At 63.0% G+C, this 25,164-nt stretch carries 22 protein-coding genes; 16 read left to right on the forward strand and 6 right to left on the reverse strand.

All coding sequences use genetic code 11. The annotated features are described in order from the left end of the window. The first annotated feature begins 200 nt into the window (after window positions 1-200). The 4 genes from ACGVWT_RS15935 (at window position 201) to ACGVWT_RS15950 (ending at window position 4,653) form a co-directional block, all read left to right on the forward strand. Window positions 201-446 carry an AbrB/MazE/SpoVT family DNA-binding domain-containing protein gene (locus ACGVWT_RS15935; protein WP_022676113.1) on the forward strand — a complete coding sequence of 82 codons (246 nt, stop codon included), beginning with the start codon at window positions 201-203 and terminating at the stop codon, window positions 444-446. Continuing rightward, the gene (locus tag ACGVWT_RS15940) at window positions 443-829 is read left to right on the forward strand and encodes a type II toxin-antitoxin system VapC family toxin (protein WP_022676112.1); all 387 of its coding nucleotides are present in this window, start codon (window positions 443-445) and stop codon (window positions 827-829) included. Before ACGVWT_RS15935 ends, ACGVWT_RS15940 begins: the two co-directional genes overlap by 4 nt. A gap of 78 nt (window positions 830-907) precedes the next feature. Then, the gene (locus tag ACGVWT_RS15945; protein ID WP_022676111.1) at window positions 908-2,023 is read left to right on the forward strand and encodes a DNA repair exonuclease; all 1,116 of its coding nucleotides are present in this window, start codon (window positions 908-910) and stop codon (window positions 2,021-2,023) included. Next, window positions 2,020-4,653, forward strand: coding sequence for an AAA family ATPase (locus tag ACGVWT_RS15950; protein WP_022676110.1), 2,634 nt, complete (start codon window positions 2,020-2,022; stop codon window positions 4,651-4,653). The genes ACGVWT_RS15945 and ACGVWT_RS15950 overlap by 4 nt, the downstream gene beginning before the upstream one ends. Before the next feature lie 257 nt (window positions 4,654-4,910). Here ACGVWT_RS15950 and ACGVWT_RS15955 read toward each other — a convergent pair whose 3' ends face one another. Both ACGVWT_RS15955 and ACGVWT_RS15960 read right to left on the reverse strand, forming a co-directional pair. Beyond that, window positions 4,911-7,163 (reverse strand): AAA family ATPase, encoded by a 2,253-nt coding sequence (locus ACGVWT_RS15955; protein WP_066667207.1) that lies wholly within the window; start codon window positions 7,161-7,163, stop codon window positions 4,911-4,913. 282 nt (window positions 7,164-7,445) lie between these two features. Further along, a complete protein-coding gene (locus ACGVWT_RS15960) occupies window positions 7,446-8,369 on the reverse strand; it encodes a LysR family transcriptional regulator (protein WP_022674945.1) in 924 nt (307 codons plus the stop codon). Window positions 8,370-8,479: 110 nt separating this feature from the next. Between ACGVWT_RS15960 and ACGVWT_RS15965 the strand changes: the two genes are divergently transcribed. The 12 genes from ACGVWT_RS15965 (at window position 8,480) to ACGVWT_RS16020 (ending at window position 19,356) form a co-directional block, all read left to right on the forward strand. Continuing rightward, the gene (locus tag ACGVWT_RS15965) at window positions 8,480-9,637 is read left to right on the forward strand and encodes a muconate/chloromuconate family cycloisomerase (protein ID WP_183937293.1); all 1,158 of its coding nucleotides are present in this window, start codon (window positions 8,480-8,482) and stop codon (window positions 9,635-9,637) included. A 5-nt stretch (window positions 9,638-9,642) separates the two neighbouring features. Then, complete coding sequence (gene catC, locus ACGVWT_RS15970) at window positions 9,643-9,933, forward strand: muconolactone Delta-isomerase (protein WP_022674943.1); 291 nt, start codon at window positions 9,643-9,645, stop codon at window positions 9,931-9,933. 62 nt (window positions 9,934-9,995) lie between these two features. Then, window positions 9,996-10,889, forward strand: a complete 894-nt coding sequence (locus tag ACGVWT_RS15975; protein WP_022674942.1) for a dioxygenase — start codon at window positions 9,996-9,998, stop codon at window positions 10,887-10,889. Between the two features lie 24 nt (window positions 10,890-10,913). Next, a complete protein-coding gene (locus ACGVWT_RS15980) occupies window positions 10,914-12,302 on the forward strand; it encodes a Rieske 2Fe-2S domain-containing protein (protein WP_022674941.1) in 1,389 nt (462 codons plus the stop codon). Then, window positions 12,299-12,787 (forward strand): benzoate 1,2-dioxygenase small subunit, encoded by a 489-nt coding sequence (gene benB / locus ACGVWT_RS15985; protein ID WP_022674940.1) that lies wholly within the window; start codon window positions 12,299-12,301, stop codon window positions 12,785-12,787. Before ACGVWT_RS15980 ends, benB begins: the two co-directional genes overlap by 4 nt. Before the next feature lie 21 nt (window positions 12,788-12,808). Further along, on the forward strand, window positions 12,809-13,840 hold the full coding sequence (gene benC / locus ACGVWT_RS15990; RefSeq protein WP_022674939.1) for a benzoate 1,2-dioxygenase electron transfer component BenC: 1,032 nt from the start codon (window positions 12,809-12,811) through the stop codon (window positions 13,838-13,840). Further along, complete coding sequence (benD, locus tag ACGVWT_RS15995; RefSeq protein ID WP_022674938.1) at window positions 13,837-14,613, forward strand: benzoate diol dehydrogenase BenD; 777 nt, start codon at window positions 13,837-13,839, stop codon at window positions 14,611-14,613. The genes benC and benD overlap by 4 nt, the downstream gene beginning before the upstream one ends. Window positions 14,614-14,623: 10 nt before the next feature. Further along, a complete protein-coding gene (locus ACGVWT_RS16000; protein WP_022674937.1) occupies window positions 14,624-15,334 on the forward strand; it encodes a CoA transferase subunit A in 711 nt (236 codons plus the stop codon). Beyond that, window positions 15,334-16,002, forward strand: coding sequence for a 3-oxoacid CoA-transferase subunit B (locus tag ACGVWT_RS16005; RefSeq protein ID WP_022674936.1), 669 nt, complete (start codon window positions 15,334-15,336; stop codon window positions 16,000-16,002). The genes ACGVWT_RS16000 and ACGVWT_RS16005 overlap by 1 nt, the downstream gene beginning before the upstream one ends. Then, window positions 16,002-16,778, forward strand: a complete 777-nt coding sequence (gene pcaD, locus ACGVWT_RS16010) for a 3-oxoadipate enol-lactonase (protein WP_066667190.1) — start codon at window positions 16,002-16,004, stop codon at window positions 16,776-16,778. The genes ACGVWT_RS16005 and pcaD overlap by 1 nt, the downstream gene beginning before the upstream one ends. A 6-nt stretch (window positions 16,779-16,784) precedes the next feature. After that, window positions 16,785-17,987 carry a 3-oxoadipyl-CoA thiolase gene (gene pcaF / locus ACGVWT_RS16015; protein WP_022674934.1) on the forward strand — a complete coding sequence of 401 codons (1,203 nt, stop codon included), beginning with the start codon at window positions 16,785-16,787 and terminating at the stop codon, window positions 17,985-17,987. A 31-nt stretch (window positions 17,988-18,018) separates the two neighbouring features. Next, window positions 18,019-19,356: an MFS transporter gene (locus ACGVWT_RS16020; RefSeq protein ID WP_022674933.1), complete on the forward strand. Its 1,338-nt coding sequence runs from the start codon at window positions 18,019-18,021 to the stop codon at window positions 19,354-19,356. 238 nt (window positions 19,357-19,594) lie between these two features. Here ACGVWT_RS16020 and ACGVWT_RS16025 read toward each other — a convergent pair whose 3' ends face one another. The 4 genes from ACGVWT_RS16025 to ACGVWT_RS16040 all read right to left on the reverse strand — a co-directional run bounded on the left by ACGVWT_RS16025 (window position 19,595) and on the right by ACGVWT_RS16040 (window position 25,137). After that, entirely contained in the window at window positions 19,595-19,975 is a 381-nt protein-coding gene (locus ACGVWT_RS16025; protein WP_022674932.1) for a nuclear transport factor 2 family protein, read from the reverse strand. Between the two features lie 202 nt (window positions 19,976-20,177). Then, complete coding sequence (locus ACGVWT_RS16030) at window positions 20,178-21,023, reverse strand: DMT family transporter (RefSeq protein WP_066667189.1); 846 nt, start codon at window positions 21,021-21,023, stop codon at window positions 20,178-20,180. Window positions 21,024-21,090: 67 nt separating this feature from the next. Then, window positions 21,091-23,679, reverse strand: coding sequence for a TonB-dependent receptor (locus ACGVWT_RS16035; RefSeq protein WP_082731222.1), 2,589 nt, complete (start codon window positions 23,677-23,679; stop codon window positions 21,091-21,093). 549 nt (window positions 23,680-24,228) lie between these two features. Beyond that, window positions 24,229-25,137, reverse strand: coding sequence for a transporter (locus ACGVWT_RS16040; protein ID WP_066667187.1), 909 nt, complete (start codon window positions 25,135-25,137; stop codon window positions 24,229-24,231). Window positions 25,138-25,164 lie beyond the last annotated feature (27 nt).

The following is a 25,164-nucleotide window of genomic DNA, read 5'->3' on the forward strand; positions in this document are numbered from 1 at the left end:
ACCGGGCGCGCTCCGGTCTTTCAGAGGTATACCCAAACCGTACCTCCTAAAATGCGTATTTGGCAGAATCGTGGCGGCGTGGCACAACGTACCAGCTGTGACATTAGTATAAGGGACAGACGCAATATCGACATTGTTGTCGTCGGCGGGGGCGTCAGCTATGTTGCGTCAACGTGGTACATCAGGGCTGGCGTGCAAACATGACCTTGCAAATCAACATTACGCCTAACGGGCGCATGAGCCTGCCGGCAGACGTGAGGAAGCGCCTTGGCCTGAGTGGCGGTGGTGCGGTCTACCTTGATGAGACGGAGGACGGCGTGGTGTTGCGGACGGCAAGTCAGGCTGTGGCACGTGCCCAGGCTCTGGCCAAGCAGTACACTGGCGGTAATCCCGACGCATCCGTCGACGCATTCCTTGCCCGACGTCGGGAAGAGAGCGGCGAATGAGCGTGGTGCTGGACGCGTCTGCGATCATCGCGATGCTCAAGGGCGAACGCGGCGCGACAAAGGTCGCGGCTGAGATCGGTGGGGCGCGGGTGAGCAGCGTTAACTATGCCGAGGTAGTCAGTCACTTCGTCCATGCCGGCATGCCCGAGCGCGAAGTCGATGCGATGCTCGATCCATTGCCGCTGACGGTCGTGCCGGCCGACAAGGCACTCGCGCAGATTGCCGGGCGGTTGCGGGCGGCAACAGCGGAGGCGGGACTCAGCCTTGGTGACCGTTTCTGTCTGGCTCTTGCCCGACGGGACGGTCTGCCCGCATGGACCAGCGACCAGAACTGGAAGAAGATCGCCGATGCCGTCGAGGTCAAGGTTGTCGCGATCCGCTGACTTTACATGGTGGCGGGGTAGGGAAGGGGGCAGGACGTCCGGCTCGACAGCCATAACCCACACCGCCAGAAGGTTTCCATGCTACGCCTGATCCACACTGCCGACTGGCAACTCGGCAAGCCGTATGGCCGCTTCGACAGCGACGTGCGCGCTGCGCTTAGCGAGGCGCGGTTCGATGCGATTGACGCGATCGGCAAAGCAGCTGCGGAGCATGATGTCGCGCATGTGCTGGTCGCTGGCGATGTGTTCGATACTGAGGGACCGGAAGACCGCGTGATCGTGCAGGCGGTGTCACGGATGCAGCGCTATGCCTGTACCTGGTGGCTGCTGCCCGGCAACCATGACTTCGCCCGCAACAGCGGCTTGTGGGATCGTGTCCGCGCCAAAGGCGCCGCCAATGTCCGTATCCTCGCCGAGCCGGTGCCATGCGAGCTGGAGCCCGGGCAGTGGCTGCTACCGGCACCACTGACCCACCGGCATAATCTCGACGATCCGACCGCGCTGTTCGACACGATGGAGACGCCAGGCGCGAGCTTGCGCATCGGTCTGGCACACGGCTCGATCCGCGACTTCTCGTCGCGCGGCGAGGCGCAGAACCAGATTGCGCCTGATCGCGCGCAGCGCTCCAACCTCGACTATCTTGCGCTTGGCGACTGGCACGGGAGCCTCCGGGTCGATGCGCGCACCTGGTACTCAGGCACGCCCGAAACCGATCGCTTCCAGCGGGATGAGCCGGGCTACGCTCTGCTCGTGACGCTTGAGGCTGGGGCGGAGCCGTCGGTATCGCCAATCCGTACTGGCAGGTTCCAGTGGCTGATGCGTTCGTGGACGGTTGCCGACGCGGAGGGCTTTGCCGCCGAGTGCGACCGGCTGCTTGCGCAGGTCGAACCATCGGCAACCCTCCTGCAGCTCTCGCTCTCGGGTATCGTCAGTTTATCCGATCGTATCGCGATCCTTGCGCGCCTCGACAATGACCTGCGCCATCGCCTCCGCCATCTGACGGTCACCGCCGACGATCTCGTCGGTCGGCCGAGCGAACAGGATCTGGCAGACCTGCGGGTCGAGGGTATGATCGGCACGGCCGCGGCCAAGCTGATGAGCATGATAGAGGCCGGTGGCAGCGACGGCGCCATTGCCAGGCGGGCGCTCGAGCGCCTGTTCGTGGAACATCAGCGTGGGCAGGACGCGGCATGAGCCTTCGGATCCGGCGCATCGCGCTCTCAAACTTCCGCAAATACCGCGACCCCTTCGTGCTCGACGGGCTGACGGATGGGCTCAACGTCATCATAGAGCCCAACGAGACCGGCAAGTCGACGCTGCTGGAAGCGATGCGCGCCGCTTTCTTCATCCGGCACAACACCGCCAACCGGCTTGCGCGCAGCTATGCGCCTTACGGCGAGGCCGTCGCCCCGCAGATCGAGATCGGCTTCGAGGCGAAAGGCGAGGCGTGGGAAGTCAGCAAGCGCTTCCTGAAGAGTGCTTCGGTCGAGGTTCGGGGACCGAACGGGCGTGCGCAGGGCGAGGATGCCGAGGCGCAGCTGCAAGCACTGCTCGGCGCGCGTCGCGACACCAGCCAGGGCGGCGACGCGGCCGCCCACGGCGCACTCGGTCTGTTGTGGGTCGGGCAGGCGCAGGCGCTTGAAGTGACTGCGCCAGGCGAGATCGTGCGCGACAGCGTTCGCGCTACCCTGGAAGCTGAGGTCGGCACGATCATGGGCGGTGTTGCCTACCAGCGTGTTCGCCCCCGCATCGACAGTCAGTACGCGGAATACTGGACCAACAGCGGTCGGCTGACTGGTCGCCAGACTGCGGCCCGCGACGAGCATGACGCCGCGCAGCGCGCCGCGAGCGAGGCGGCCACTCGGCTTGCCGCCCTAGAGCAGGGCTTTTCCGACCTCGAGGCCGCACGGGCGCGGCTGAAGCTGCTCGACCGCGATCTTGCCGATACAACCGATGCTGAGCAGCGTCGGGCGCTGGTAGGCCAGCTTGACGTGGCGCGCTCTGCCGCTCAGCTGCTCGACACACGCCGCGCTGAGCAGGGCCGCCTTGTCGACCGTGTCAGGGCACTTGAGGATCTCGCATCGCGCCTCGCAATCGCCCGCAAAGCTGTCAGCGACACGGCTACAGCGCTCAGCAAGGCACGGGATAGTCGATCCAGCCTGATCGGGGAGTTGGCGGCCGCGCAGGAACGAGCGACGACAGCCCGTGAGCTGCTAACCCGTGCTCGTGACACTGGGCGGACCGCCCACGCGGCACTTGACGCTGCTCGGATACGGGCTGCCGAGCGCGAGCGCCGGGTAGCAGTCGGCGAGGCACGACGGCGATATGCCGAGCTGGTTGCGCTGGAGGCCGAATACGAAGTGACGCGACAGCTCGCGACTGCGGTGATCCCCACCACCGTCATCAAGGCCCTCGAAGAACGTGAACGTGCCGTGGACAAGGCGCGGGCGGCCGTGGATGCCGGTGCGACGCGGATCGAGTTCGCCGGTGATGTCAGCGGCCTGACGATCGACGGATCTGCGGCGGAGCGTGGAGACCGGATGTTGTCTCGCGAGACGCGCATCCAACTGGGCGATGCCGAACTGATCATCCGTCCGCCGGTCGGGCTGCAAGGCGCCGAGACGGCGCTCGCCAATGCGACCGATGATCTGAACGCGGCCTTGGCCGAGCACGGGGTGGAGAGCGTCACTGCGGCTCGCGCTCGCAACGAGGCCGCGCGAGACGCGGTCGCCAACCTTCGCACGCTCGAGGCGCGGATCATCGGGATCACGCCTGCCGTGACGCTGCTCGGAATCGAGGTGGGCGCGTCGGCCCTGAAGCTTTTCATCGTCGAATTGCAGGAAGGCGCGGAAGGGGAGGGGAGTGGCGAGGAACCAGACGTCGAGGCGCTGACCATCGCGTTAGGTGAGGCGGATACGGCGCTCGCAAGGGCGGAAGGTGTCGATGCAGTGGCATCCGAGCAGTTGCGCGAGGTGGAGGCGCGCAATACTCCATTGATGGTGCAGGAAGCTGGCGCCGAGCGGGATGCGCTGAACGCCGCGGCACAGCTTGCCACCTTGGAAGCCAGGCCCGAGGTGGCCTCGCTTGACGACGCTTTGCGCGATGCGCGCCAGCAGGAGGCGGCAGCGCTCGTCAACCTGCAGGATGCCGAACGCGCAGCGACTGCGCATGACGTTGCTACCATCGAACGGCAGATCGGCCTGCTGGACAAGCGGGTCGAGGTGGCCCGGGCCCAGCGTACCGACCTGGAAAAGGTGATTGCCGGGCTCGAGGCGCGGATCGAGGCGGAAGGCGGCAAGGGGCTGGCCGACCGCGCCGCAGTCGCGCGCGAGGAGGCTGATGCCGCAGCTACCAACCTGGCACGTGTGACGCAGGAAGCCGAAACGCTGAAGTTGCTTCGCGACATGTTGGAGAGTGCGCGCGCCGAGACGTCACGGACATTCGTCGGGCCGGTGGCGCGGCGTGCGCGCCGGCACATCGAACGGCTGCTGCCGGGTGCGAATCCCGGCTTTGGCGACGACCTTGGCTTGGCGTCGATTGCGCGGGGCGGTTTGGGCGAGAGTTGCGGCGATCTCTCCAGGGGCACCCAGGAGCAGCTGGCAGTCCTTACGCGGCTCGCCTTTGCCGACATGCTCCTCGAGCAGGGAATGCCAGTATCGCTGATCCTGGACGACCCGCTGGTCTATTCGGACGATACCCGCCTCGATCTCATGACTGAAATCCTGACGGAGGCGGCAACGCGGATGCAGATCATCCTTCTCACCTGTCGTGATCGCGCCTTCCGCCATCTTGGCAATCGGATTAGCCTGACGGGAGATCGGTAGCGAAACTTACACGTTCTGGTAGGATTACGGCCCGACCGAGTTCGGATGGCAATCGGCGTAAGCGGACGTTCGTTCAGCTACGGCTCGCCGATTACCACCCCGGCTCGCTGCGGTGGTGCCCTTGCCGATCAACACGTCGCCGATCGCCGAAATGGTCCACGGCGCTCCCAACCGCGTCTTTGCCTGCAAAATCCGGGCGGGTTGGTGTGTCGGATGAACGCCGGTGCCGTCAAGCGGGCGAAGGTGGCGCGCGGGGTCTAAGCCTCCGCGAGTGCCTTCAGGCCGCCGTAGTGGAGTGGTGCGACCGCCTCGATCATCTCGAGCAGGTAGATCGTGTTCTTCTGGGTTTCCGCCACGAGGGCTGGGTCGAACGACTTGCCGGTGTGGTGCGAGAGGTCATTGGCGAACTTGTAGATCGCCGTCTTCTTGTGCGGGTCGAAGTCGGTCTCCTCGAGCTTCCGGTGCAGGCTCCGGTTGGAGGGCACGTGGAAGTCGAGGAACGTCTCAAGCACCTTACGGGCTATGTTCGGGACGTGGTAGCAGCCGAGGATCGTCCCGTCCGACTTGAAGGTGTGCAGCACCTTGAACAGGTAGTGGTATTCGGTCGCGTGATCGATGAGTAACCGGTCGAGCGGCGCGAGGCGTGCGGAACGGCCTTCCTCCGTTTCGGAGCAGAGGACCATCGTGAAGGTCTTCTCCGCTCTGGGTCCTGGAATGTTCTGAAGCCAGTTGATGACTAGTCTGAGAAACTCGAAGTTATGGGTGAGGATGAAGAGTTGCTTGGCACCCTGCGTCCTGTTCTTCAGGAACGAGAAGGCTTGGTAGATCGCCGAGGCGTCGAGGCTTGAGATCGGGTCGTCGATGACCACCACTCCCTCCGACATGTCGAAGTCGCGGTCCGTCAGCTGCACTAGGAAGTATAGGAACGCGATCGCGGTCTTCTCACCCTCGCTGAGGCGCCTCGCCGGCCTGCCTCGTCGCATGACATGGTAGCCGTCCACGCCTGAGTCGAACCGTAGATCGGTCCTGCCCAGGAATTGACAAAGATCCCTCGTCAGGTTCTCTCCGCCCTTGTGCTCGTTCGAGACCTGAGCCTGCTTCGCCGCGATGGAGGCGTTCAGCGCCGCGATGCCGCGCACGTCCGGCAGGCCCTCGCCACCGTTCCGCAGCAGGGCGATCTCGACCGTGGCGGCGACTATCCGCTCGGCCAGCTCATCAGCCTGCCCCTTGATTGAACGCAGGTAATGTGCCTCGATCGCGTCACGCGACGTACTGCGTGCGCTGTCGAAGCCGGCGGTTTTCTCATTATGGCGCTCGATGATCGCGTTTAGGTTCGTGAAGGACTGCGCCAGCCTGGCCGTATCACTGGACGCCGTGGCCTCGTATGATCGGGTGCGGTTGGCCAACTTGCTCGTGAGCGTGGCGTCAACCTCGCCCAGCCGGGCCTTGAGCTCTATGAGCGCGGCGTCGAGTTCTTTGGTTGCTGCGTCGTAGCTGTCACGGAGTTCGGAATAAAGGGCGAGGCGGTCCGGCGCGATGATCCGGTTCAGGCCCTCGATTGCCGCTGACAACCGGTCGCGCTCGCGCTCGATGCGCGCCTTCAGTCGTTGGTCCTCCGCGCTGAAGTGGTCCGCCAAAGCTGCGAGCCGTTCAGCAGGCATCGGTCGCGCGCAGAATTCGCAGGTCTCCGAGGAATGCCGGCCGTGCAGGGATATGCCTTGCTCGACCCAGCTTGCGATGTCGGGCTTCCCCAACAGGCGTTCCAGGACATTCGACTGCGCGGACTCGGCCGCCAGGTCGCACGCGCGCAGCGCAGTGCCTCGCGCTACGGCGATGGCGCTCTCTGGTTCGTCAACGCCGATCCGGACGCTCGGCTCTTGGATTTGGACGATCGACGGCATCATGTCCTGGTGGACGGTGGTGTGGTGGAGGGCGAGTTCTTCGTCGGACAGCTGCTCGCCCCCGGTAAGATTCCGGAACGCGCCCTCCGCGTCAGGCTTGCGGTAGCTGCGCAGGGTCGCCCCGCTCGTCGCCTCGCCGATCGTCTTCGCGATGCCCGAGAACAAGCGCCCACGCTCCGTCTCCAGCTTGGCGACCGATGCGTCCAACTCCGCGATGCGCCGGAGGCGGGCGTCTCGTGTGTCGATCTCTGACTTGATCTCCGCCGCGACCAGCTTGTTCTCCTCACCCAAAATGAGGATGTGACGCAGCGGCCCGTCCAAACCGCCGATGTTCGCCTCGATGAAGTCGCTGTTGAACGCCCGCACCTTGCGCCCATACCGGGTTCCGCGCGCCAACGCGCCCGACTGGGTCTCGATTGTGAACTCTAGGTCAGGGTGATCCGCGTGCTCGCCCTCCTCGAGGCAGGCGAGCAGACGCGAGAGCGTCGTCTTGCCCGAGCCGTTCTCGCCATAGATCAGGTTGTATCGGTTCAGGTCGGGGACCTCAGGGCTGCGCGAATAGTCACCGAAGACCCCGAGGTTCTTGATCCTTCGTATCTGTGTGAGCACCGGCCCGCCTCCCCGAGCTTTGATTAGCATGGCGGATGTCAGACAAACAGAGCGCGATGTCCGATCGTCGACGCGCTTCCACCGACAGCCCGCCTCGCAGCTGGCGCCATGCAGGTTGCGGGGCTCGCGGCTCCTGCTGATCGGTTCCGACAAGAAGTAGGAGAGCAACTTTCAGCTGACCGCAGGCATCGACCTAGACTTGGGCGAGGCCATCGCGCAGGGAAGGTTTCGCGATGGCCCCTAAGCTTACTTAAAAAGAGGGCGTCGATGCTGCTAGTTTAGTTATACCGTGATCAACAGCGCTTCGGGCACAGGATATTTCCAGTCGTTGTACTTGCGCGCGATGATACGCATGAAAGCAGAGATTTCTGGTGAAAAATCGCCGACACGGTGGCTCATAATGATAGGTGAATGGGCGGGTTCTAGTAGCTCTAGGTAACGAACGTCGTCCGGGCGTGCTCGCTTTACGGATTCTGGAATGATGGCGACTCCCTCCTCCGCCGCCACTAAGCCAATCGCAATCTGCAATTCTCTAGCTTCGTGGATGACGCTGGGCGTGAGACCATTGTCATGAAACAGCGACAGAACTTGATCGGCGTAGCTCGGCCGCGGAGCGCTCGGGTAAAGGATTACTTTTTCGCGAGCGAGTGCCGCCAATGAAATGGGACCGCCGTCTATGCCCAGTGTGCTGGCAAGCGGTACCGCTGCGATTAGGGGTTCTCGTCGCAGGACGGTGCGTCGCACGGCAGGATCCTCAAATCGGATGCGCCCAAAGCCAATATCAATACGGCCTTCCTTTAGAGCAGCGATTTGATCAAGGGTCGTACTCTCCACCAGCGTCAACTCTACATCGGGTAGCTCGGAGCGAAACTCACGTATTAGTGCCGGCAGCCGGGCGTAGATCGTGGATGACACGAACCCAATCGTAAAGCGCCGCTTATCGGTCGCGATCGCGGCCTCCATCATCGCACGCATGTCTTCGACACGCCGCAGAATTTGCACGGCCTGATCGTGGAAGAAGTGCCCCATGGGCGTCAGGGAAAGCGGCCTGCTCGTACGATCGATCAATTCTGCACCGATCTCGGCTTCCAATTGCTGGATTGACCGGCTGAGGGGCGGCTGCGCCATGTGCAGCCGCTCTGCCGCCTTATTGAAATTCCGTTCGGCCGCGACGGTCACAAAATAGCGAAACTGACGAAGATCCATCGCTTGAATACCCTGTGAGTATCGTGAGCAAACCACATTGATCTTTGCGCGTCCAGCCCCTCCGACGTACCTATGCTGGGATAACGTAGAGCTGAGGATGTGGAGAGGTCATGGTCACGATCGCAGAGATCGATACCTTCATCGTCGATATTCCGACGATACGTCCGCATGTCCTAGCGATGGCGACGATTCATCACCAGTCGATCGTACTGGTGCGAATGCGCGACTCCGACGGTTTAGAAGGTATCGGTGAAGGCACGACGATCGGCGGCCTCAGCTACGGTGAGGAGAGCCCTGAAGGTATAAAACTCGCCATCGACAGCTACATCGCTCCTGTGCTCAGGACCTGCGACCCGACTAGAGTCGGCGCCGCCATGGCCAAGGTGACGCAAAGCGTTTTCGGCAACCATATCGCTAAGTGTGCGGTGGAGACGGCGCTTTTAGATTTGGCAGGCAAGCGCCTGGGAGTACCGGTGTCCGAGCTGATCGGTGGGGGACGCGTCCGCGACAGTCTTCCGGTTGCGTGGACGCTGGCGAGCGGTGACACCGCGCGCGACATCGAGGAAGCGGAGCGCGTTCTCGATCTTCGCCGGCATAACATCTTCAAGCTCAAGATCGGCAAGCGATCGGTCCGCGACGACGTCTCGCATGTCGCTGCCATCAAAAAGGCGGTTGGTGACCGCGGCAGCGTCCGTGTCGACGTCAACCAGAACTGGGATGAAGCACAGGCCGATCTCGGTATGCGTCTATTGCAAGATGCCGGTGTCGACCTCGTCGAGCAACCAGTCGCAAGGCATGCGCACGCATCGATGGCGCGGCTGTCGGCTAAGCACATCGTGCCGCTGATGGCGGACGAGGCGCTACATGGTCCCTGTGACGCCTTCGCTATTGCCGCCTGCTCGGGCGCCCGCATCTTCGCGGTGAAGATCGCGCAATCGGGTGGTCTGCTACCCGCACATGCTGTCGCGACGATTGCCCATGCCGGCGGTGTTGGCCTCTACGGCGGGACGATGCTTGAAGGCGGTGTCGGGACAGCGGCGTCGGCCCATCTGTGTGCAACCCTTCCGACGCTCGCATGGGGCACAGAGCTGTTCGGTCCGTTGCTGCTTGCCCAGGACATACTGGCAGAACCGCTTCGCTACGCCGACTTCGAGCTCGCGGTCCCGACCGGTCCCGGCCTCGGTGTGGCGCTCGATGAGGACCGCGTGGCTTTCCATCGTCGAGACCGCACCGCACCCACACTCCACGTCGTTGCAGAGAGGGCCTGACGACCATGTTGTTCCAGGTAGAGATGGACGTGAACATACCGATCGGCTTCGACGCCGAAGAAGGCGCCCGCCTCAAAGCTGCCGAAAAGGCGCGGTTCCAGGATCTCCAGCGTGCGGGCACATGGCGGCACATCTGGCGGGTCGTAGGCCAATACGCGAATGTCAGCATCTTCGATGTCGCTTCGAATGCCGAACTGCATGACATTCTAATGAGCCTGCCGCTCTACCCTTTCATGACGATGCGGGTCACTGCCCTGTGCCGCCACCCGTCATCGCTCCACGACGACGACCGCTGAAGCAGCCGCAACTGATAGACCGCCCAAGGCGGCGACCAGATAGAATTCCAGGAGAGACCCCCATGGACGTTTCCTTCGTACAGACCCCCGCAATCCAGGACCTGCTCGACCGCGTTGCCGGTACAGCGTCAACCGACGGCAATCCTCGGGTGAAGGCCATCATGCGCGATCTCGTCGAAGCAACCATGACGATCATCGTCCGTCACGATATCAGTGAGAACGAGGTCTGGAGTGCGGTCAACTATCTGCAATCGGCTGCCGGAGAATTTGGCCTCCTCATGCCCGGTACGGGCATCGAGCATTTCCTCGACCTGTACATGGACGCCAAGGATGCGGAGGCGGGCAAGACCGGCGGCACACCGCGTACGATCGAAGGCCCCCTTTACGTCGAAGGCGCTCCGCTAGTCGAGAACGACGCCAATCTGACGGATGACCCGGATGAGACGACCACCCTCTACATGACAGGTCAGATCACGGGACCTGACGGGGAGGCGGTGAAGAATGCCATACTTCACGTCTGGCACGCGGACTCGCGTGGGTTCTACTCGCACTTCGATCCGACCCACGAACAGACGCCCTTCAATAACCGCCGGCGGATCAAGCTCGGCGACGATGGGCGCTACTCGTTCCATTCCAAGATGCCGAACGGCTATAGCGTCCCGCCGGGTGGTGCGTCAGATCAGCTGATGAAGGTCTTGGGTCGACACGGCAATCGCCCTGCCCACGTTCACTTCTTCATCGAGGCTCCCGGCTACAGGCAGCTGACGACACAAATCAACTTCGGTGACGATCCTTTCGCCGCGGACGACTTCGCCTTCGGCACCCGCGAAGGCCTGCTGCCCGTGCCGAACCGGCAGGGCGACAGCGCTCACATCGCTTTCGATTTCCAGCTGCAGCGCGCTGAGGTGGCAGACGACGAGGCCTTCTCAAACCGCGCCCGGCTCGCCGTCGCCTGACATTCGTCGCAAAGGAGAAGCACCATGACCGACCTTCGCGCAAATATCCGCGAACGCCTCGAAACCGCGGTCGTTGACGATCCCGCCACGGGCGCATTCCGCTGCCGACGCGACGTATTCACCGATCCGGCCCTGTTCGACCTCGAGATGAAGCACATCTTCGAGGGGAACTGGGTCTATCTCGCCCACGAGAGCCAGATACCGGAGAACAACGACTATTTCACGACCTTCATCGGCCGTCAGCCGATCATCATCACGCGCGACAAAACTGGCCAGCTCAACGCGGTCATCAATGCCTGCGCGCACCGGGGCGCGATGCTCTGCCGCAAGAAGCATGGCAACAAGGGCAGCTTCACCTGCCAGTTCCATGGTTGGACGTTCAGCAACGCGGGCAAGCTTCTCAAGGTTAAGGACGGCAAGACGGGAGACTACCCCGAGGCGTTCAACACTGAGGGTTCGCACGATCTGACCAAGGTAGCGCGTTTCGAGAACTACCGCGGTTTCCTGTTTGGCAGCATCAACCCCGACGTGCAGTCGTTGGAGGATTGGCTTGGCTCGACCCGCGTGATCATCGACCAGATGGTCGACCAGGCGCCAGAAGGGCTGGAGGTGCTTCGCGGGAACTCATCCTACGTCTACGACGGCAACTGGAAGCTTCAGATGGAGAATGGCGCGGACGGCTATCACGTCAGCGCAGTCCACTGGAATTACTCGGCAACGACCGGCCGGCGCAAGGAGGAGGCCACCAAGGCAGTCGACCCCGATGGTTGGTCGAAGAGCGTTGGCGGCGTCTACGGCTTCGACAACGGCCACATTCTGTTGTGGACACGGCTCCTCAACCCTGAGGTTCGCCCCGTATACGCACACCGCGAGGAGCTGGCGGAGCGACTGGGCGAGGAGCGTGCCAAGCCGATCGTCGATCAGACGCGCAACCTGTGCCTCTACCCCAATGTGTATCTGATGGACCAGTTCTCGACGCAGATCCGGGTCATCCGTCCGGTGAGCGTGGATAAGACCGAGGTCACGATCTACTGCTTCGCGCCGAAAGGCGAGGCGGACGCCGAAAGGGCGCTTCGCATCCGTCAGTACGAGGACTTCTTCAACGTCAGTGGGATGGGCACGCCTGACGATCTGGAGGAGTTCCGCTCCTGCCAGACCGCCTACGAAGGCGCAGGCGATTTGTGGAATGATCTGAGCCGCGGCGCTACGCACTGGATCGCGGGGCCTGATGAGAACGCCACGGCGATGGGTCTAGAGCCTACGCTCAGCGGCAATCGCAGCGAGGATGAGGGTCTGTTCGTGCGGCAGCACGAATATTGGGCGCAGACGTTGATCGCGGCCCTCGACAAGGACGATGGTGGCGACGGCGGCAGCACTGTCCGGCAGGTCGACCGTTTGCGGGTGGCAGCATGACACTCGCTTATGACCGGGTTGCCGCGTTCCTCTTTCGGGAGGCGCGGCTGCTCGACGATCGGCAGTGGGATGAATGGCTGACCTGCTACGCGCCCAACGCAGTGTTCTGGATGCCGGCTTGGGACGACGACGACAAACTGGTCGAAGACCCTCAGCGTGAGATTTCGCTGATCTACTATCCCAATCGGGATGGGCTGGAAGATCGCGTCTTCCGCATCAAGACCGAGCGATCGGGAGCAAGTATGCCCGAGCCACGTACGAACCATGCCGTCACAAACATTGAGGTGACGAGCGAGACAGACGGTGTGCTTGAGGTACGGTTCAACTGGCATACGCTCAGTCACCGCTACAAGGAGACGCTGAGCTTCTTCGGGACATCCTATTACACCATCGACGCGACTGGTGATCAGCCGGTCATTACCAACAAGAAGGTCGTGCTCAAGAACGACTACATCCGCCAGGTGATCGACATTTATCACATCTGACGCCGGGCTCGAGAGGATCACATGGGCTACCGTATCGCACTCAACTTCGAGGACGGCGCTACGCGCTTCATCGACTGCAACGCAGGCGAGAAGGTGCTCGACGCCGCGTTCCGCCAGAAGATCAACCTGCCGATGGACTGTTCGGACGGCGTATGCGGCACATGCAAGTGCCGCTGCGAGCAGGGCAGCTACGAGCTTGGCGACGAGTACATCGAAGAAGCGCTGACCGAGGACGAGGCGGAAGAAGGCATGGTCCTGACCTGCCAGATGCAGGTCTCGTCCGATTGCGTGATCGCAGTGCCGGTGCCGTCGTCGGCGTGCAAGGTGAAGCCCGCCATACATGGCGGCGAAGTTGCCAGCGTGGAGATGGTCTCCGACAGCACGATCATCCTCACGCTGCGGGTGGACGATCCCGCCGCTCTAGGCTTCCTCCCGGGCCAGTACGTGAACCTGATGGTTCCGGACACTGGGCAACACCGCTCCTATTCGTTCAGCTCCAAACCTGGCGCGGCGGAAGCCAGCTTCCTTATCCGCAACATTCCGGGCGGCCTGATGAGCAGCTGGCTTAGCGAGAAGGCGCAGCCCGGCGCTCGGATGAGCTTTGTCGGACCGCAGGGCAGCTTCTTTCTGCGAAACGTCGATCGCCCGACAATACTCCTCGCCGGTGGCACCGGCCTAGCGCCGATCCTGTCGATGTTGGAGGTCCTTGCTGATCAGGGCACCGAGCAGCCGCTTCACCTGATCTATGGCGTGACCAAAGATGGCGACATGGTCGAGATGGAGCGCATCGACGCTTTGGCCGCCCGCCTGCCGACGCTGACCTCTGCGGTATGCGTCGCCGATCCGGAGAGCGGACATCCCCTCAAGGGTTATGTCACCGAGCATCTTTCGGACGACCACCTCAACGCCGGTGACTGTGACATCTACCTGTGTGGACCGCCGCCCATGGTCGAGGCTGTACGCACCTTTCTGCGGGACAAGGGCGTTGAGCCAAAGCACTTCCACTACGAAAAATTCGCGCCCAGCGAGAGTTCGGTAAAGGCTGCGGCATGATCTTTGCCGACCGGTTCCGTGGCAAGACGATGGTCGTGACGGGCGCGGCGCAGGGCATCGGCCGCGGCGTTGCGCTACGTGCGGCCGCTGAAGGTGCGGCCGTCATGCTTGTCGATCGCGCCGACTTTGTCGCCGATGTCGCACATGAAGCAGGCAGGGCCGCGCGCGCCTTTGTTTGCGATCTCGAGACGAGCGAGGGTGCCGTATCGGCGATGCGCGCGGCCGAAACCGAGTTCGGCCGCGTCGACATCCTCGTCAACAATGTAGGCGGCGCGATCCGTATGCGACCGTTCGCCGAGTTTGAGCCGCAGCAGATAGAGGCCGAAATCCGGCGATCGCTCATGCCAACGCTCTGGAGCTGCCACGCCGTCCTGCCAATCATGCTCCACCAGGGAGTGGGTACGATCGTCAACGTCTCGTCCAACGCGACGCGTGGCATCCGACGGGTACCCTATTCGGCGGCCAAGGGCGGCATCAACGCAATGACCCAAAGCTTGGCGATGGAATACGGTGACCGCGGCATCCGGGTCGTTGCTACGGCGCCGGGCGGAACGCAGGCCCCGCCCCGCATGGTGCCGCGCAATCCCGACGGGGACGACGCACGTGAGCAGGCCTGGATGGCTGAGGCGGTCGAGCAGGTCACGACGTCCACGTTCCTCGGACGGTACGCGACGCTCGATGAGCAGATCGCGCCGATCCTCTTCCTCGCCTCGGACGAGGCATCGTACATCACCGGCTCCATCCTGCCCGTCGCGGGCGGTGACCTGGGCTGATCGGAGCGACATGAAGAACAAGGTCTACGACAATCCGGCGGCGGCCCTCGACGGGCTGCTTTTCGACGGCATGACGATCATGTCGGGCGGCTTCGGCCTGTCCGGCAATCCCGAAAGCCTGATCCCGGAAATTCGCGCAAGCGGGGTGAAGGGGCTGACCGTCATCTCCAACAACGCCGGCGCCGACGGCTTCGGCCTCTGGATGCTGCTGGAGACCCGACAGATCGCGAAGATGATCTCGTCGTACGTGGGCGAAAACAAGCTTTTCGAGCAGCAGTACCTCTCGGGCGAGCTTGACCTTGAACTTACGCCGCAAGGAACCTTGGCTGAGCGCATTCGTGCGGGCGGTGCGGGCATCCCGGCATTCTACACCAAAACGGGCGTCGGCACCGTCGTGGCGGAGGGCAAGCCCGTCGAGAACTTCGACGGAGAGGAGTACGTCCGCGAGACCTGGCTGCGATCCGACCTGTCGATCGTAAAGGCCTGGCGGGCGGACCCGGCGGGCAACCTCATGTTCCGCAAGACCGCGCGCAACTTCAACCCGAACATGGCGACAGCGGGTCGGGTCACTGTGGCGGAGGTCGAGGAGATCGTGGAAGCGGGCAGCTTCGACCCCGATTGCATCCACACGCCCGGCATCTTTGTCGACCGGGTCGTCCTGTCGACCATCAACGAGAAGCGGATCGAGAAGCTGACGGTTCGCGAGAAGGAGGACGCGTGATGGCCGGCGATACGAAGGGCTGGACCCGCGAACAGATGGCGGCGAGGGCCGCTCGCGAGCTGCAAGACGGGTTCTATGTCAATCTCGGCATCGGCATACCGACGCTGGTAGCCAACTACGTTCCTGAAGGTCTTGACGTGACGCTTCAGTCAGAAAACGGAATGCTCGGAATTGGCCCATTTCCTACGCGTGATGCGGTCGATCCTGATCTCATCAACGCCGGCAAGCAGACGATTACAGCGCTGCCCACGTCCAGCTTCTTCTCGTCGGCGGACAGCTTTGCGATGATCCGCGGCGGGCACATCGACATGGCCGTTCTCGGCGCGATGGAGGTCAGCGAGACTGGTGACATCGCGAACTGGACCATCCCGGGCAAGATGGTGAAAGGCATGGGCGGCGCGATGGATCTCGTCGCCGGCGTCAAGCGTGTTGTGGTCGTCATGGATCACGCCAACAAGGCAGGCGTATCTAAGATACTGCCGGCCTGCACCTTGCCGCTCACCGGCAAGGCGTGCGTTGATCTGATCATCACGGACCTGGCCGTTCTCGCATGCGACAAGCCTGGATTACGCCTGATCGAGCTGGCCCCAGGCATCACCGTGGACGAGGTGCGGGCGAAGACTGATGCATCATTCACAGACGAAACCGCGTTAGAGCGCGCTGCCTGATGCCTTTCATCCGATCGCAAGGCGCTGACATCTACTGGAAGGTCGAAGGCGACACCGCTGCTCCGTCGCTGGTGCTGCTGAATTCCATTGGGACCGACATGGACCTGTGGGACGCGGCAATTCCCGCGCTTAGGCATCGGTTCTCGCTTTTGCGCATCGACACCCGTGGTCACGGCGCATCCGATGCCCCGGCAGGAGACTATGAGCTGTCGATGCTCGCAGGCGACGTGGCAGCGGCTATGGATGCAGCTGACGTTGAAGCCGCATTGGTGGCGGGCGTGTCCCTGGGCGGCATGATCGCCATGCAGCTTGCAATGGACGCGCCGGAAAGAGTTACCGGCTTGGCGCTCATATGCACCTCGGCAACGATGGATCGATCCGCCTGGACGGCTCGGGTCGAGAAGGTGCGGGAGGAAGGCGTAGCTGGGATCGCTGACCTTGCCATGTCGCGGTTTCTATCGCCAAGCTTTGTGCAAGCCAGGCCCGAGATCGCCGCCAGCGTACGACGTGGCCTGCTCTGTATGGAGCCGGCAGGCTATGCCGGGTGCGCGGCTGCTATCCGTGACATGGACATCGCTGATCGCTTGCAAACAATCTCCGTTCCAACGCTCGTCGTCTCGGGGGACCGCGATACCTCGACACCGTTCGTCGGTCATGGCGAGCACCTGATCGAACGCATCTCGGGTGCTCAACATGTCATGCTCGATGCTGCTCACCTTGCTCCGCTTGACGCACCAAACGCCCTTGCCGACGCCATTATCGACGCCTTCGTCTGAGGTCCCATGCCTGACGCCTTCATCTGCGACGCCATCCGTACCCCCATCGGCAAGCTCAATGGCGGCCTGTCATCGATCCGCGCCGACGACCTCGCGGCCATCCCCATCCGCGAGCTCGCCGCACGCAACGCAGGCGTAGACTGGGAAACCGTTGACGACACGATCCTTGGTTGTGCCAACCAAGCGGGAGAGGACAATCGCAACGTCGCGCGCATGGCCGTGCTTTTGGCCGGGTTGCCTGAAGCCGTGCCAGGTACAACCGTCAATCGCCTCTGCGGCTCAGGCCTAAACGCTGTCGGCATCGCGGCGCAGGCGATACGCTGCGGGGATGCACAGTTCATAATCGCCGGCGGTGTCGAGAGCATGAGCAGGGCACCGTACGTGCTCGGCAAGGCTAATTCAGCCTTTGACCGCTCTCAGAAGATTGAGGACACGACGCTGGGATGGCGCTTCGTCAATCCCGCGATGCGTCACGCCTATGGCGTCGACTCCATGCCCGAAACCGGCGAGAACGTCGCTGACGTGTGGCGCGTATCACGCGAAGATCAGGACCGCTTCGCCCTCGCCAGCCAGGAGAAGGCCGCAGCAGCTATCGCTAGTGGTCGTGTGGCGGCTGAAATCGTGTCGGTCAGCGTTCCTCAGCGAAAGGGCGATCCGATCGATTTCTCACAGGATGAGCATCCGCGCGCGTCAAGCCTGGGCGCTCTTGCCAAGCTGAAGCCGGTGGTACGCCACGACGGTACGGTGACGGCGGGGAACGCCTCCGGGCTAAATGACGGCGCAGCAGCTATGCTCGTCGCCTCCGAAGACGCCGCATCACGTAACGGGCTTCGTCCTCGCGCACGTGTGCTTGGCATGGCAGCAGCTGGCATCGCGCCAAGGATCATGGGCGTCGGTCCGATCGAGGCGGCGCGCAAGCTGAGCAGGAATACCGGGATTAGCCTTGATCGGCTCGACGTGATCGAGCTGAATGAGGCATTCGCCAGTCAGGCCATCGCTACGTTGCGTGATCTTGGCATCGCGCAGGATGATCCGCGCGTAAATCGGAACGGAGGGGCTATTGCGTACGGCCATCCGCTCGGCATGTCGGGTGCGCGGATTACGATGACGGCCGTTGAGGAGCTGCATCGCACCGGTGGTCGCTACGCCATGGCATTCATGTGCATCGGCGTCGGCCAGGGGATCGCGCTCATGCTGGAGCGTGTCTGAGACGTCACCGATTTTGCAGGGGAGTAGGTCTATGGCAGGCACCGTGGTCAACGACATTGTCGACGAGGCCACGTTCGGCCGCTTCCACTGGACAATCGTCGTCCTCTGCGGCCTGCTCCTCATCGTTGATGGCTACGACGTCTTCATCTATGGCGCGATCCTGCCCCAGCTGATGGAACAGTGGGACCTCACCCCACCCCAGGCGGGCTCGCTCGCAAGCTGGGCGCTGTTCGGCATGATGATCGGCGCGCTAACCTTCGGATCGCTGGGCGACCGGATCGGGCGCAAGCGCTGCATCGCCATCTGCTTCTCCATCTTCAGCGTGTCGACGATCGTCAACGGCTTCGTCGGGAACACAACGGAGTTCGGGGTCATGCGCTTCCTGGCGGGACTAGGATGCGGTGGGCTCATGCCCAACGCCGTGGCGCTGACGAATGAATATGCACCGAAACGCCTGCGAACGACGCTCGTGGCGCTGATGTTCAGTGGCTACGCAGTCGGCGGCATGGTAGCCGCCGGGCTCGGCATCTGGCTGCTGCCGACGTTTGGTTGGCGTGCCATGTTCTTCGCTGCCGCGGTGCCTCTTTGTCTGCTCCCGATCGTGCTCTGGAAGCTACCTGAGTCGCTCGCCGTTCTGATACGTCGGGGGGACGAGGGACGTGCGAGTGCCATTCTGACGAAGATCGCACCCGGCCGCACGGTCCCGGGCGGCCAACTGGTCCTGCGGGACGCTAAAGCGGGCTCATCCTCCATCGCCGCGCTGTTTCACGATGGCCGGGCGGGTGGAACGCTGGCGCTGTGGACATGCTTCTTCTGCTGCCTGCTGATGGTGTACGCGCTCGGCTCCTGGCTGCCGCAGCTGATGCGCACCGCCGGCTACGGGCTCGGCTCGAGCCTGTCGTTTCTTCTTGCCCTCAACTTCGGCGGTATGTTCGGCGCCATCGGCGGCGGGCGGCTTGCCGACCGTTACGGACTGGTGCGCGTTGTGGTCAGTTCCTTCGCGATCGGCGCGACGTGTATCGCGCTGCTCGGCGCGAAGAGCCCGACGGCCGTCCTCTACCTGCTGATATTCGTCGCGGGAGCAGGCACGACGGGCACGCAGATCCTCCTCTACGCGACCGTGGCGGACTTCTACGGCGCTTCTATCAAGACGACGGGGCTCGGCTGGGCCTCGGGAGTCGGTCGGGTCGGAGCGATCGTCGGGCCGCTGCTGGGCGGACTGCTGCTCGCTGCCAAGCTGCCGATGGCGTTGAACTTCGTCGCTTTCGCGGTGCCGGGGCTGATCTCGGTCGCGGCGATGATGCTCTTCGCTCGGCGGTACAGGTCGCACGTTCCGGACGAGCTGCCGGGGGCCGCGCTACCCGCCTGAGGCCGTCAGCCGTCGGTGCCCGCATCAAGGACGTAGGCTCAGCAGAATCGGTCAGGGTAGGCAAGCCCATCGCCTGCCCGTGCGATCAGCGCATACTTCCCGGCTGTCTCACTGCAGGCTCCCTGTTACGAAGAACCGGCGGGCGCTCAAAGGCGGTACTCGATCGATAAATGGCTGGCAGCCTTCGGGACCGTACGGAGCAGGCTCAATGGCAGAATGTGGGAGTACGGACCCCTCATCAGAACATGCCGTTCGGGTTTTCAAAGTGGTCGGGGATAATTTGAAGCACATCCCAATGCTCGACGATACGACCCTCATCATCTAATCGGAAGATGTCGATGCCAGCGTAGTCGTGGTCTCCGGGCCAGTGCTGATGGCAGTGCAGGACCACGGTATTTCCTTCTGCAATAGTCCGCTTGAATTCGACTCTCTTGCCAGGCCACTCTCGTGCCATCCGCTCAAAATAGTCGATAAATGCCTGCTTTCCGGTAGCGACTTGAGGGTTGTGCTGGATATATTCTCCGCCGACATATTGCTTGATTGCCTCAGCAGGTCGGCAGTCGTTGAACATCATCTCGTAAAAGGCGATCACGTTCGCCTTATTTAGCTCCAATGACATCTAACAGCATCCTTCCCTGAGAAAACGATCCTCTTTTGAAATGGTGTCGCGAACGGCCGGTCCGGGATCGGGCGCTAATCCCAAGCCAGCGGACCTCCCGCTAGCATTCCCCTTTCACCATCCCGATCGGAGCAGTCGCCGGGCTTAGCGTACGACTTGAACCATCCTCTCACCGGCGCCCTTCCTAGACCATCAACATACGTCAGCTTCTGTCCCGTGTCGTGATCGCGACCCCCGCGGAGGCGACGATCAGGCCGGCGATCTGCACCGCGCCGAGCGCCTCCCCAAAGAGCATGAACGCCAGCACCGCCACGACGGGCGGCACAAGGTAGAACAGCGAGGCGACGACCGAGACCGCGCTGCGCCCGATCATCATCAGGAGCAAGGTCATCCCGCCGACCGACAGGCCGATTACCGACCAGGTTAGCGCGCTCCACGCCTCCCAGCTGCCATCGAAGCGCATATCCTCGGTCAGGAGCGCGACGGGCGCGATGACGAGGCCCGAGGCGGCGAATTGGATCGCCGCGCCGACGCGTAGGTCAACGCCACCGCCGCTGCGCTTCTGCCAGATGGTGCCGAGCGTGATGGCGACGGTCGCCAGCGCCGCGACCGCGACGGTGACGGGAGCCGCCGCGTGGACGGACGAGGTCACCTGCGGGGCGAGCACCATTGTCGCGCCGATCAAGCCGACCAGGATTCCCATCCACTGCCGACGGGTGACGCGGTCGCCAAGCATCGGCCCGGCCAGCGCTGCGGTCAGGAGCGGCTGCAGGCCTGTGATGAGGGCGCAGACCGCTGCCGGCAGGCCATGGCTGACTGACCAGAACACGCCCGCCAGATAAATTCCCTGGAGCAGGAGGCCAGCGACGACCGCGTTCGCCCACAACCGCGGTTCGCGGGGCCTGGACGCACCGGCGAGCGCAGCTAAGCCGGTGAATATGGCCGTACCGCACGCGAAGCGGATGGTCAGGAAAGTGAGCGGGTCCGCGTGGCCCGCGACGAGGCGTGCGACCAAAAAGCCAGTCGCCCAGATGCTGACGAACAGCATCGGGGCGACCGTAACGAGGTCGGGAAGCGACCGGGACCTACCGGACACTTGCCCGTGGAGAGAGGGTTCAGAAATTGATCGTGCCTTCGACCGTGAACATGCGCGGCGGGCCGTACGTCACCTCGGCATAGCCGGATGCTGCGGTGAGGGACGAATTGCCGCTGCCAATATAGGCCTTGTTGGTCAGATTGGTGACGCCCGCAGCGATGCTGTAGCGGTCGGCCCGGTCGGCGTAACGCAAGGTCGCGTTGACCAGCGCATACTTGTTCTGGGCGATCTGCTCGGTGTTCGGCGCGTCGAAGTAGGTCTTGCTGCGGTACGCGACGTCGACGCGCGGAGTGAGCGAACCCGAGCTCAACGGGATGCGGTAGGCGAACCCGCCGTTGAGGCTCCACTTCGGCGTATAGGCCTGCATGTCGTCGAGGTCGACGCGACCTAGCGCGCCAGGCGCAAGGTTCGCCTGCCCGGCATTGAGCGCGTTCGTGAAGCTGTCGTAGCCAAAATCCGTGTATCCGACGCCGAAATTGATCAGCAGCGGACCGATCGGGCTGACGGTTCCTTCGACCTCGAAGCCATTGATCGTCGCCTCGCCGGCGTTGCGCACGACCGGGGCGACGCCCTCGCGCACAACGATCTGGATGTCCTTGTATTTCGACTTGAAGGCTGCGGCGGAAAGCCGGAGCGTGCGGCCGATGAGCAGCTTGCCGCCGATCTCGTACGACGTCACCTGCTCGGGGTCGAATTCGGGCAGAAATTCCCGACCCGTCGGCGCGTTGGGCGAGATGACGGGCTGCACGATGCGGGTGTTGAAGCCGCCGCTCTTGAAGCCCTGCGAGTAGCTCGCATAGGTCATGAGCTCCGGTGTCCACTGATATTGCAGCGTCGCCGCGGGCGTGAACTTGCTGTTGGTCTTCGAGTTGAGGACCGGGTTGAAGAGGAAGGTCCGGGAGCCGGTGCAGGTCGCGGCCACCGCGCCCGTGCGCTGCGGCCCGAGGCAGACGTTCTGGGCGTTCAGCGGCGCGGGATAGGCCACGTTGTAGCCGACGTTCGTGTAGCCGTAGCCGCTGACGGCGGCGGTCTCGAACGGCGTGGCCTCCTTCTTGTCGCGGGTGTAGCGGAGGCCGACCGTCAGGTTCAGCTTGTCCGTGATCGCGAAGGACTCCTGCGTAAAGATCGCCAGCGATTCATTCTTGATGTCGGCGTTGTTGTTGAGGCCGCCGACGCGCAGTTCCTCGCCGGTGGTGGCGCTGATCTGCGACGGGAGGAAGACCGGGTAGAACTGGTAGTCGGTCTCGCGAAAATAGTAGGCGCCGAATTGGTACTTGAGGCGGCCGTTGGGGGTCTCGCCAAGGAACTGCAGCTCCTGGGTGAACTGCTTTATGTTGTCCTGGTTGACGGTCTCGAGGATGCGCAGCGGCGTGTTGTCGGCGTCGCGGATCGAGAAAGGGTTGGTCTCGCGATAGGCAGTGATCGACTTGACGGTCAGCCAGTCGGCGACGTCGTACTGGAGTGTCAGGCCGATGCCGTACATCTCCAGCTCGGACCGGCTGGGCGCGTTGGAGGCGACCTTGAAGGGGCCGAGGGCCGAGTACTGGTTGTTGGCGCAGCGGCGATCGTTGTTCTCCGGCACCGGCGTGACGGGGTTCGTCAGCGCGAAGCCGGGACAACCCGCGATTACCGAGGCGAAGCGGACGAACGCGGCGCTGGTGTTGATCCCGCCGAAGACGGTCGGCGACCCGTTCACGTCGTCCTTGGTGTAGTCGCCGATCAGCAGCGCCTCGAACTTGTCACTCGGCTTCCACAGCAGGCTTGCACGGGCCGCAAATGTGTTGACGTCACCGAAGTCGCGTCCGTCGAGGATGTTGGTGACGTAGCCGTCGCGGATGCGCTTGGTGGCCGCGAACCGTACCGCCAGCGTCTCGCTCACCGGGAGGTTGAGGACGCCGCGCAGATCCGCGCGCTTATAGTCACCGAGCGTCCAGCCAACGTTGCCGGACACGCCGGAGAAGTTTGGGCGCGCGGAGAAGACCTGGATGGCACCGCCGACGGTGTTGCGACCGAACAGCGTCCCCTGCGGGCCGCGGAGCACCTCGACGCGCTCAACATCAAGTAGCGATATGGCGGTTCCACTGGCGCGTGCGAAGTAGACGCCGTCGACGTAGAAGCCAACGCCGGGATCGGTCGAGGCCAGGAAGTCGGTCTGACCGACGCCGCGGATGAAAATCGCGGAGGACGAGCTGTTGCCGGATGCGGGCGCAACCGCGCTGAATTGGACATTGGGAGCGAGCTGGGTGAGCTTGTCGGAGGAGTCGATCTGACGCTCGGCGAGCGCGCTGCCCCCGAACGCCGCGACGGAAATAGGGACGTTCTGGATGCTCTCCTCGCGACGGCGCGCCGTCACGACGATGTCGCCAATGCCTCCAGGTTCCTCGGCGATGGGGTCGGACTGCTGTACGGGTGGGGCGGAGGCCGCCGGGGCCGGCGCGGCCTGTGCTGCCGAGGTGCCCGCCTCAACGACGGGCTGTTCCGGTGGCGTTTGGGCGGGAATGGTGGTCTGTGCCAAGGCAGGGGCGGGAACCACGCCAAGACCGATCGCGAGTGCCGTGCTGGACACAGTTCGGCGGATGGTCGCCGTGTAGCTTCGATGAGCCTTCATGTATTTCCTCCCCGTTCGCTCGACTGCCGGGGCTCCGCCCGGTCAGAACGCGTTCGTTGACGAAAGTTAGGAAGAAGTCTTTCCGAACGTCCAATACAGATGACGTATGCGATCGATACCTAGGAGGTCGGTGACACCAACAAGGCAAATCAGTCTTTCGGGAATATCAAGTATGCCCCCGCCAAAGAATTCTTAGCCGATACCGGCATGGTATGTAAATCGATGGCACACCAATGATCTGTAGAAGCGGGTGAGCCCTTTGGAACGTTCGTCGGCGGCGCTGGATATGCCCCCCCCACGCTTGCGAGTTCGCGCACGGGGCGGGGCGCCTGCAAAGCCGGAAGTGCGAATGCGGCAGCAGCGCGGAGTCGCAACCGAGGTGGTCGCTGGCGCCCTCCAATAGCTCAGGGGTGTTCACGCGTTGAGGCAACCACCGAGGCTTCAGCGGCGCGAAGTTGGCAGATTGACGCTGGGGGAACATAAGGAAGGTGGGTCGATCGCCGCAGCGACCGGCCCACCTCGGCTTCGAGCTTGGTTCCGCAGGGTCGGTCAGAGGATTTTTAGGACCCGCACCTGAATTCGGGCAGCTTCGTTGAAGCCCTCTCGTGATTGTACGTCACGTCCGCCGATCAGCTCGAGCTGCCACTTCGGCGCGACGAATTTTTGGATCGCCAGTCTAATCTGCTGACGCTCAGAGCGCTGACCGGTATAGACGCCGTCGAGGTGCTCCTTGCCTCCCCACATACTCGCGGTGCCGATGGCGATCGTCGTCTTCTTGTCGGGCAAGGCGTACCGAAGCCAGCTCTGGACATGGTAGACGGGCTTCTTCGTCAACCGCTGGCTGAGCGCGCCGACGTCATTGTTGACCGTGAAGAAGTTCACGTCGCCGTAGAGATCGAGGGTGACGTTCTTGCCTAGCCCCTGGATGAAGCCAATCTGCGGATCGAACGACCACCGATTATTGCCGAAGTTGACGGCCTTGTTGCGGTCGTACGTCCCGGTAGGGATACCCACGATCGGCGAGAAGCCGAGATACGTCGAATAGTTATCGCTCGGCTTGTTAACAAACCAGATCGTCGCAAAGACGAGAACGTCTCCGATACCGGTGGATGATCCCAGATTCTGCCCACCAACCCGAGCATCATGGACCGACCCCACCGGTACGATGATTTGCGGATCGACGACGAACGGCCCGAGTTTCGTGAAGTGGACGTAGCGCAGCAGCGCGACCGATGTGTTGAGATTGGTGTCGTCCTTCAGCTCCCCGCCGCCTGGAAGCTTGAGCTTGTCGCGGTTGATGAACTGGCCGTAGACCAGCGCGAGGTCGGTGCCGGGGGGTAGCGCCGTGTAGTCACCGGGGTCGACCGCTGTCTGAGCTTGAACGGGTATGGCGGCAGCAAAGCCCAGCAGGGCGGCGGACGTCGCCAGGACGCCACGGATCGTTGCCGAAATCGGCATGGTGCATTCCCCTCTTTTTTGATCGTG

Origin of the sequence: Sphingomonas sp. S6 (assembly GCF_043498045.1) — a bacterium.
In the GTDB taxonomy this organism is placed as follows: Bacteria; Pseudomonadota; Alphaproteobacteria; order Sphingomonadales; family Sphingomonadaceae; genus Sphingomonas.

What these genes read in the sequence shown, in the direction of transcription:
- ACGVWT_RS15935 (WP_022676113.1), top strand. Translation starts at nt 201, where the DNA reads ATGACCTTGCAAATCAACATTACGCCTAACGGGCGCATGAGCCTGCCG.
- ACGVWT_RS16030 (WP_066667189.1), bottom strand. Translation starts at nt 21,023, where the DNA reads ATGCTGTTCGTCAGCATCTGGGCGACTGGCTTTTTGGTCGCACGCCTC.
- ACGVWT_RS15945 (WP_022676111.1), top strand. Translation starts at nt 908, where the DNA reads ATGCTACGCCTGATCCACACTGCCGACTGGCAACTCGGCAAGCCGTAT.
- ACGVWT_RS16040 (WP_066667187.1), bottom strand. Translation starts at nt 25,137, where the DNA reads ATGCCGATTTCGGCAACGATCCGTGGCGTCCTGGCGACGTCCGCCGCC.
- ACGVWT_RS16020 (WP_022674933.1), top strand. Translation starts at nt 18,019, where the DNA reads ATGGCAGGCACCGTGGTCAACGACATTGTCGACGAGGCCACGTTCGGC.
- benD (WP_022674938.1), top strand. Translation starts at nt 13,837, where the DNA reads ATGATCTTTGCCGACCGGTTCCGTGGCAAGACGATGGTCGTGACGGGC.
- ACGVWT_RS15960 (WP_022674945.1), bottom strand. Translation starts at nt 8,369, where the DNA reads ATGGATCTTCGTCAGTTTCGCTATTTTGTGACCGTCGCGGCCGAACGG.
- pcaF (WP_022674934.1), top strand. Translation starts at nt 16,785, where the DNA reads ATGCCTGACGCCTTCATCTGCGACGCCATCCGTACCCCCATCGGCAAG.
- benC (WP_022674939.1), top strand. Translation starts at nt 12,809, where the DNA reads ATGGGCTACCGTATCGCACTCAACTTCGAGGACGGCGCTACGCGCTTC.
- benB (WP_022674940.1), top strand. Translation starts at nt 12,299, where the DNA reads ATGACACTCGCTTATGACCGGGTTGCCGCGTTCCTCTTTCGGGAGGCG.
- ACGVWT_RS15950 (WP_022676110.1), top strand. Translation starts at nt 2,020, where the DNA reads ATGAGCCTTCGGATCCGGCGCATCGCGCTCTCAAACTTCCGCAAATAC.
- ACGVWT_RS16000 (WP_022674937.1), top strand. Translation starts at nt 14,624, where the DNA reads ATGAAGAACAAGGTCTACGACAATCCGGCGGCGGCCCTCGACGGGCTG.
- ACGVWT_RS16025 (WP_022674932.1), bottom strand. Translation starts at nt 19,975, where the DNA reads ATGTCATTGGAGCTAAATAAGGCGAACGTGATCGCCTTTTACGAGATG.
- ACGVWT_RS16005 (WP_022674936.1), top strand. Translation starts at nt 15,334, where the DNA reads ATGGCCGGCGATACGAAGGGCTGGACCCGCGAACAGATGGCGGCGAGG.
- ACGVWT_RS15940 (WP_022676112.1), top strand. Translation starts at nt 443, where the DNA reads ATGAGCGTGGTGCTGGACGCGTCTGCGATCATCGCGATGCTCAAGGGC.
- pcaD (WP_066667190.1), top strand. Translation starts at nt 16,002, where the DNA reads ATGCCTTTCATCCGATCGCAAGGCGCTGACATCTACTGGAAGGTCGAA.
- ACGVWT_RS15980 (WP_022674941.1), top strand. Translation starts at nt 10,914, where the DNA reads ATGACCGACCTTCGCGCAAATATCCGCGAACGCCTCGAAACCGCGGTC.
- ACGVWT_RS16035 (WP_082731222.1), bottom strand. Translation starts at nt 23,679, where the DNA reads ATGAAGGCTCATCGAAGCTACACGGCGACCATCCGCCGAACTGTGTCC.
- ACGVWT_RS15965 (WP_183937293.1), top strand. Translation starts at nt 8,480, where the DNA reads ATGGTCACGATCGCAGAGATCGATACCTTCATCGTCGATATTCCGACG.
- ACGVWT_RS15975 (WP_022674942.1), top strand. Translation starts at nt 9,996, where the DNA reads ATGGACGTTTCCTTCGTACAGACCCCCGCAATCCAGGACCTGCTCGAC.
- catC (WP_022674943.1), top strand. Translation starts at nt 9,643, where the DNA reads ATGTTGTTCCAGGTAGAGATGGACGTGAACATACCGATCGGCTTCGAC.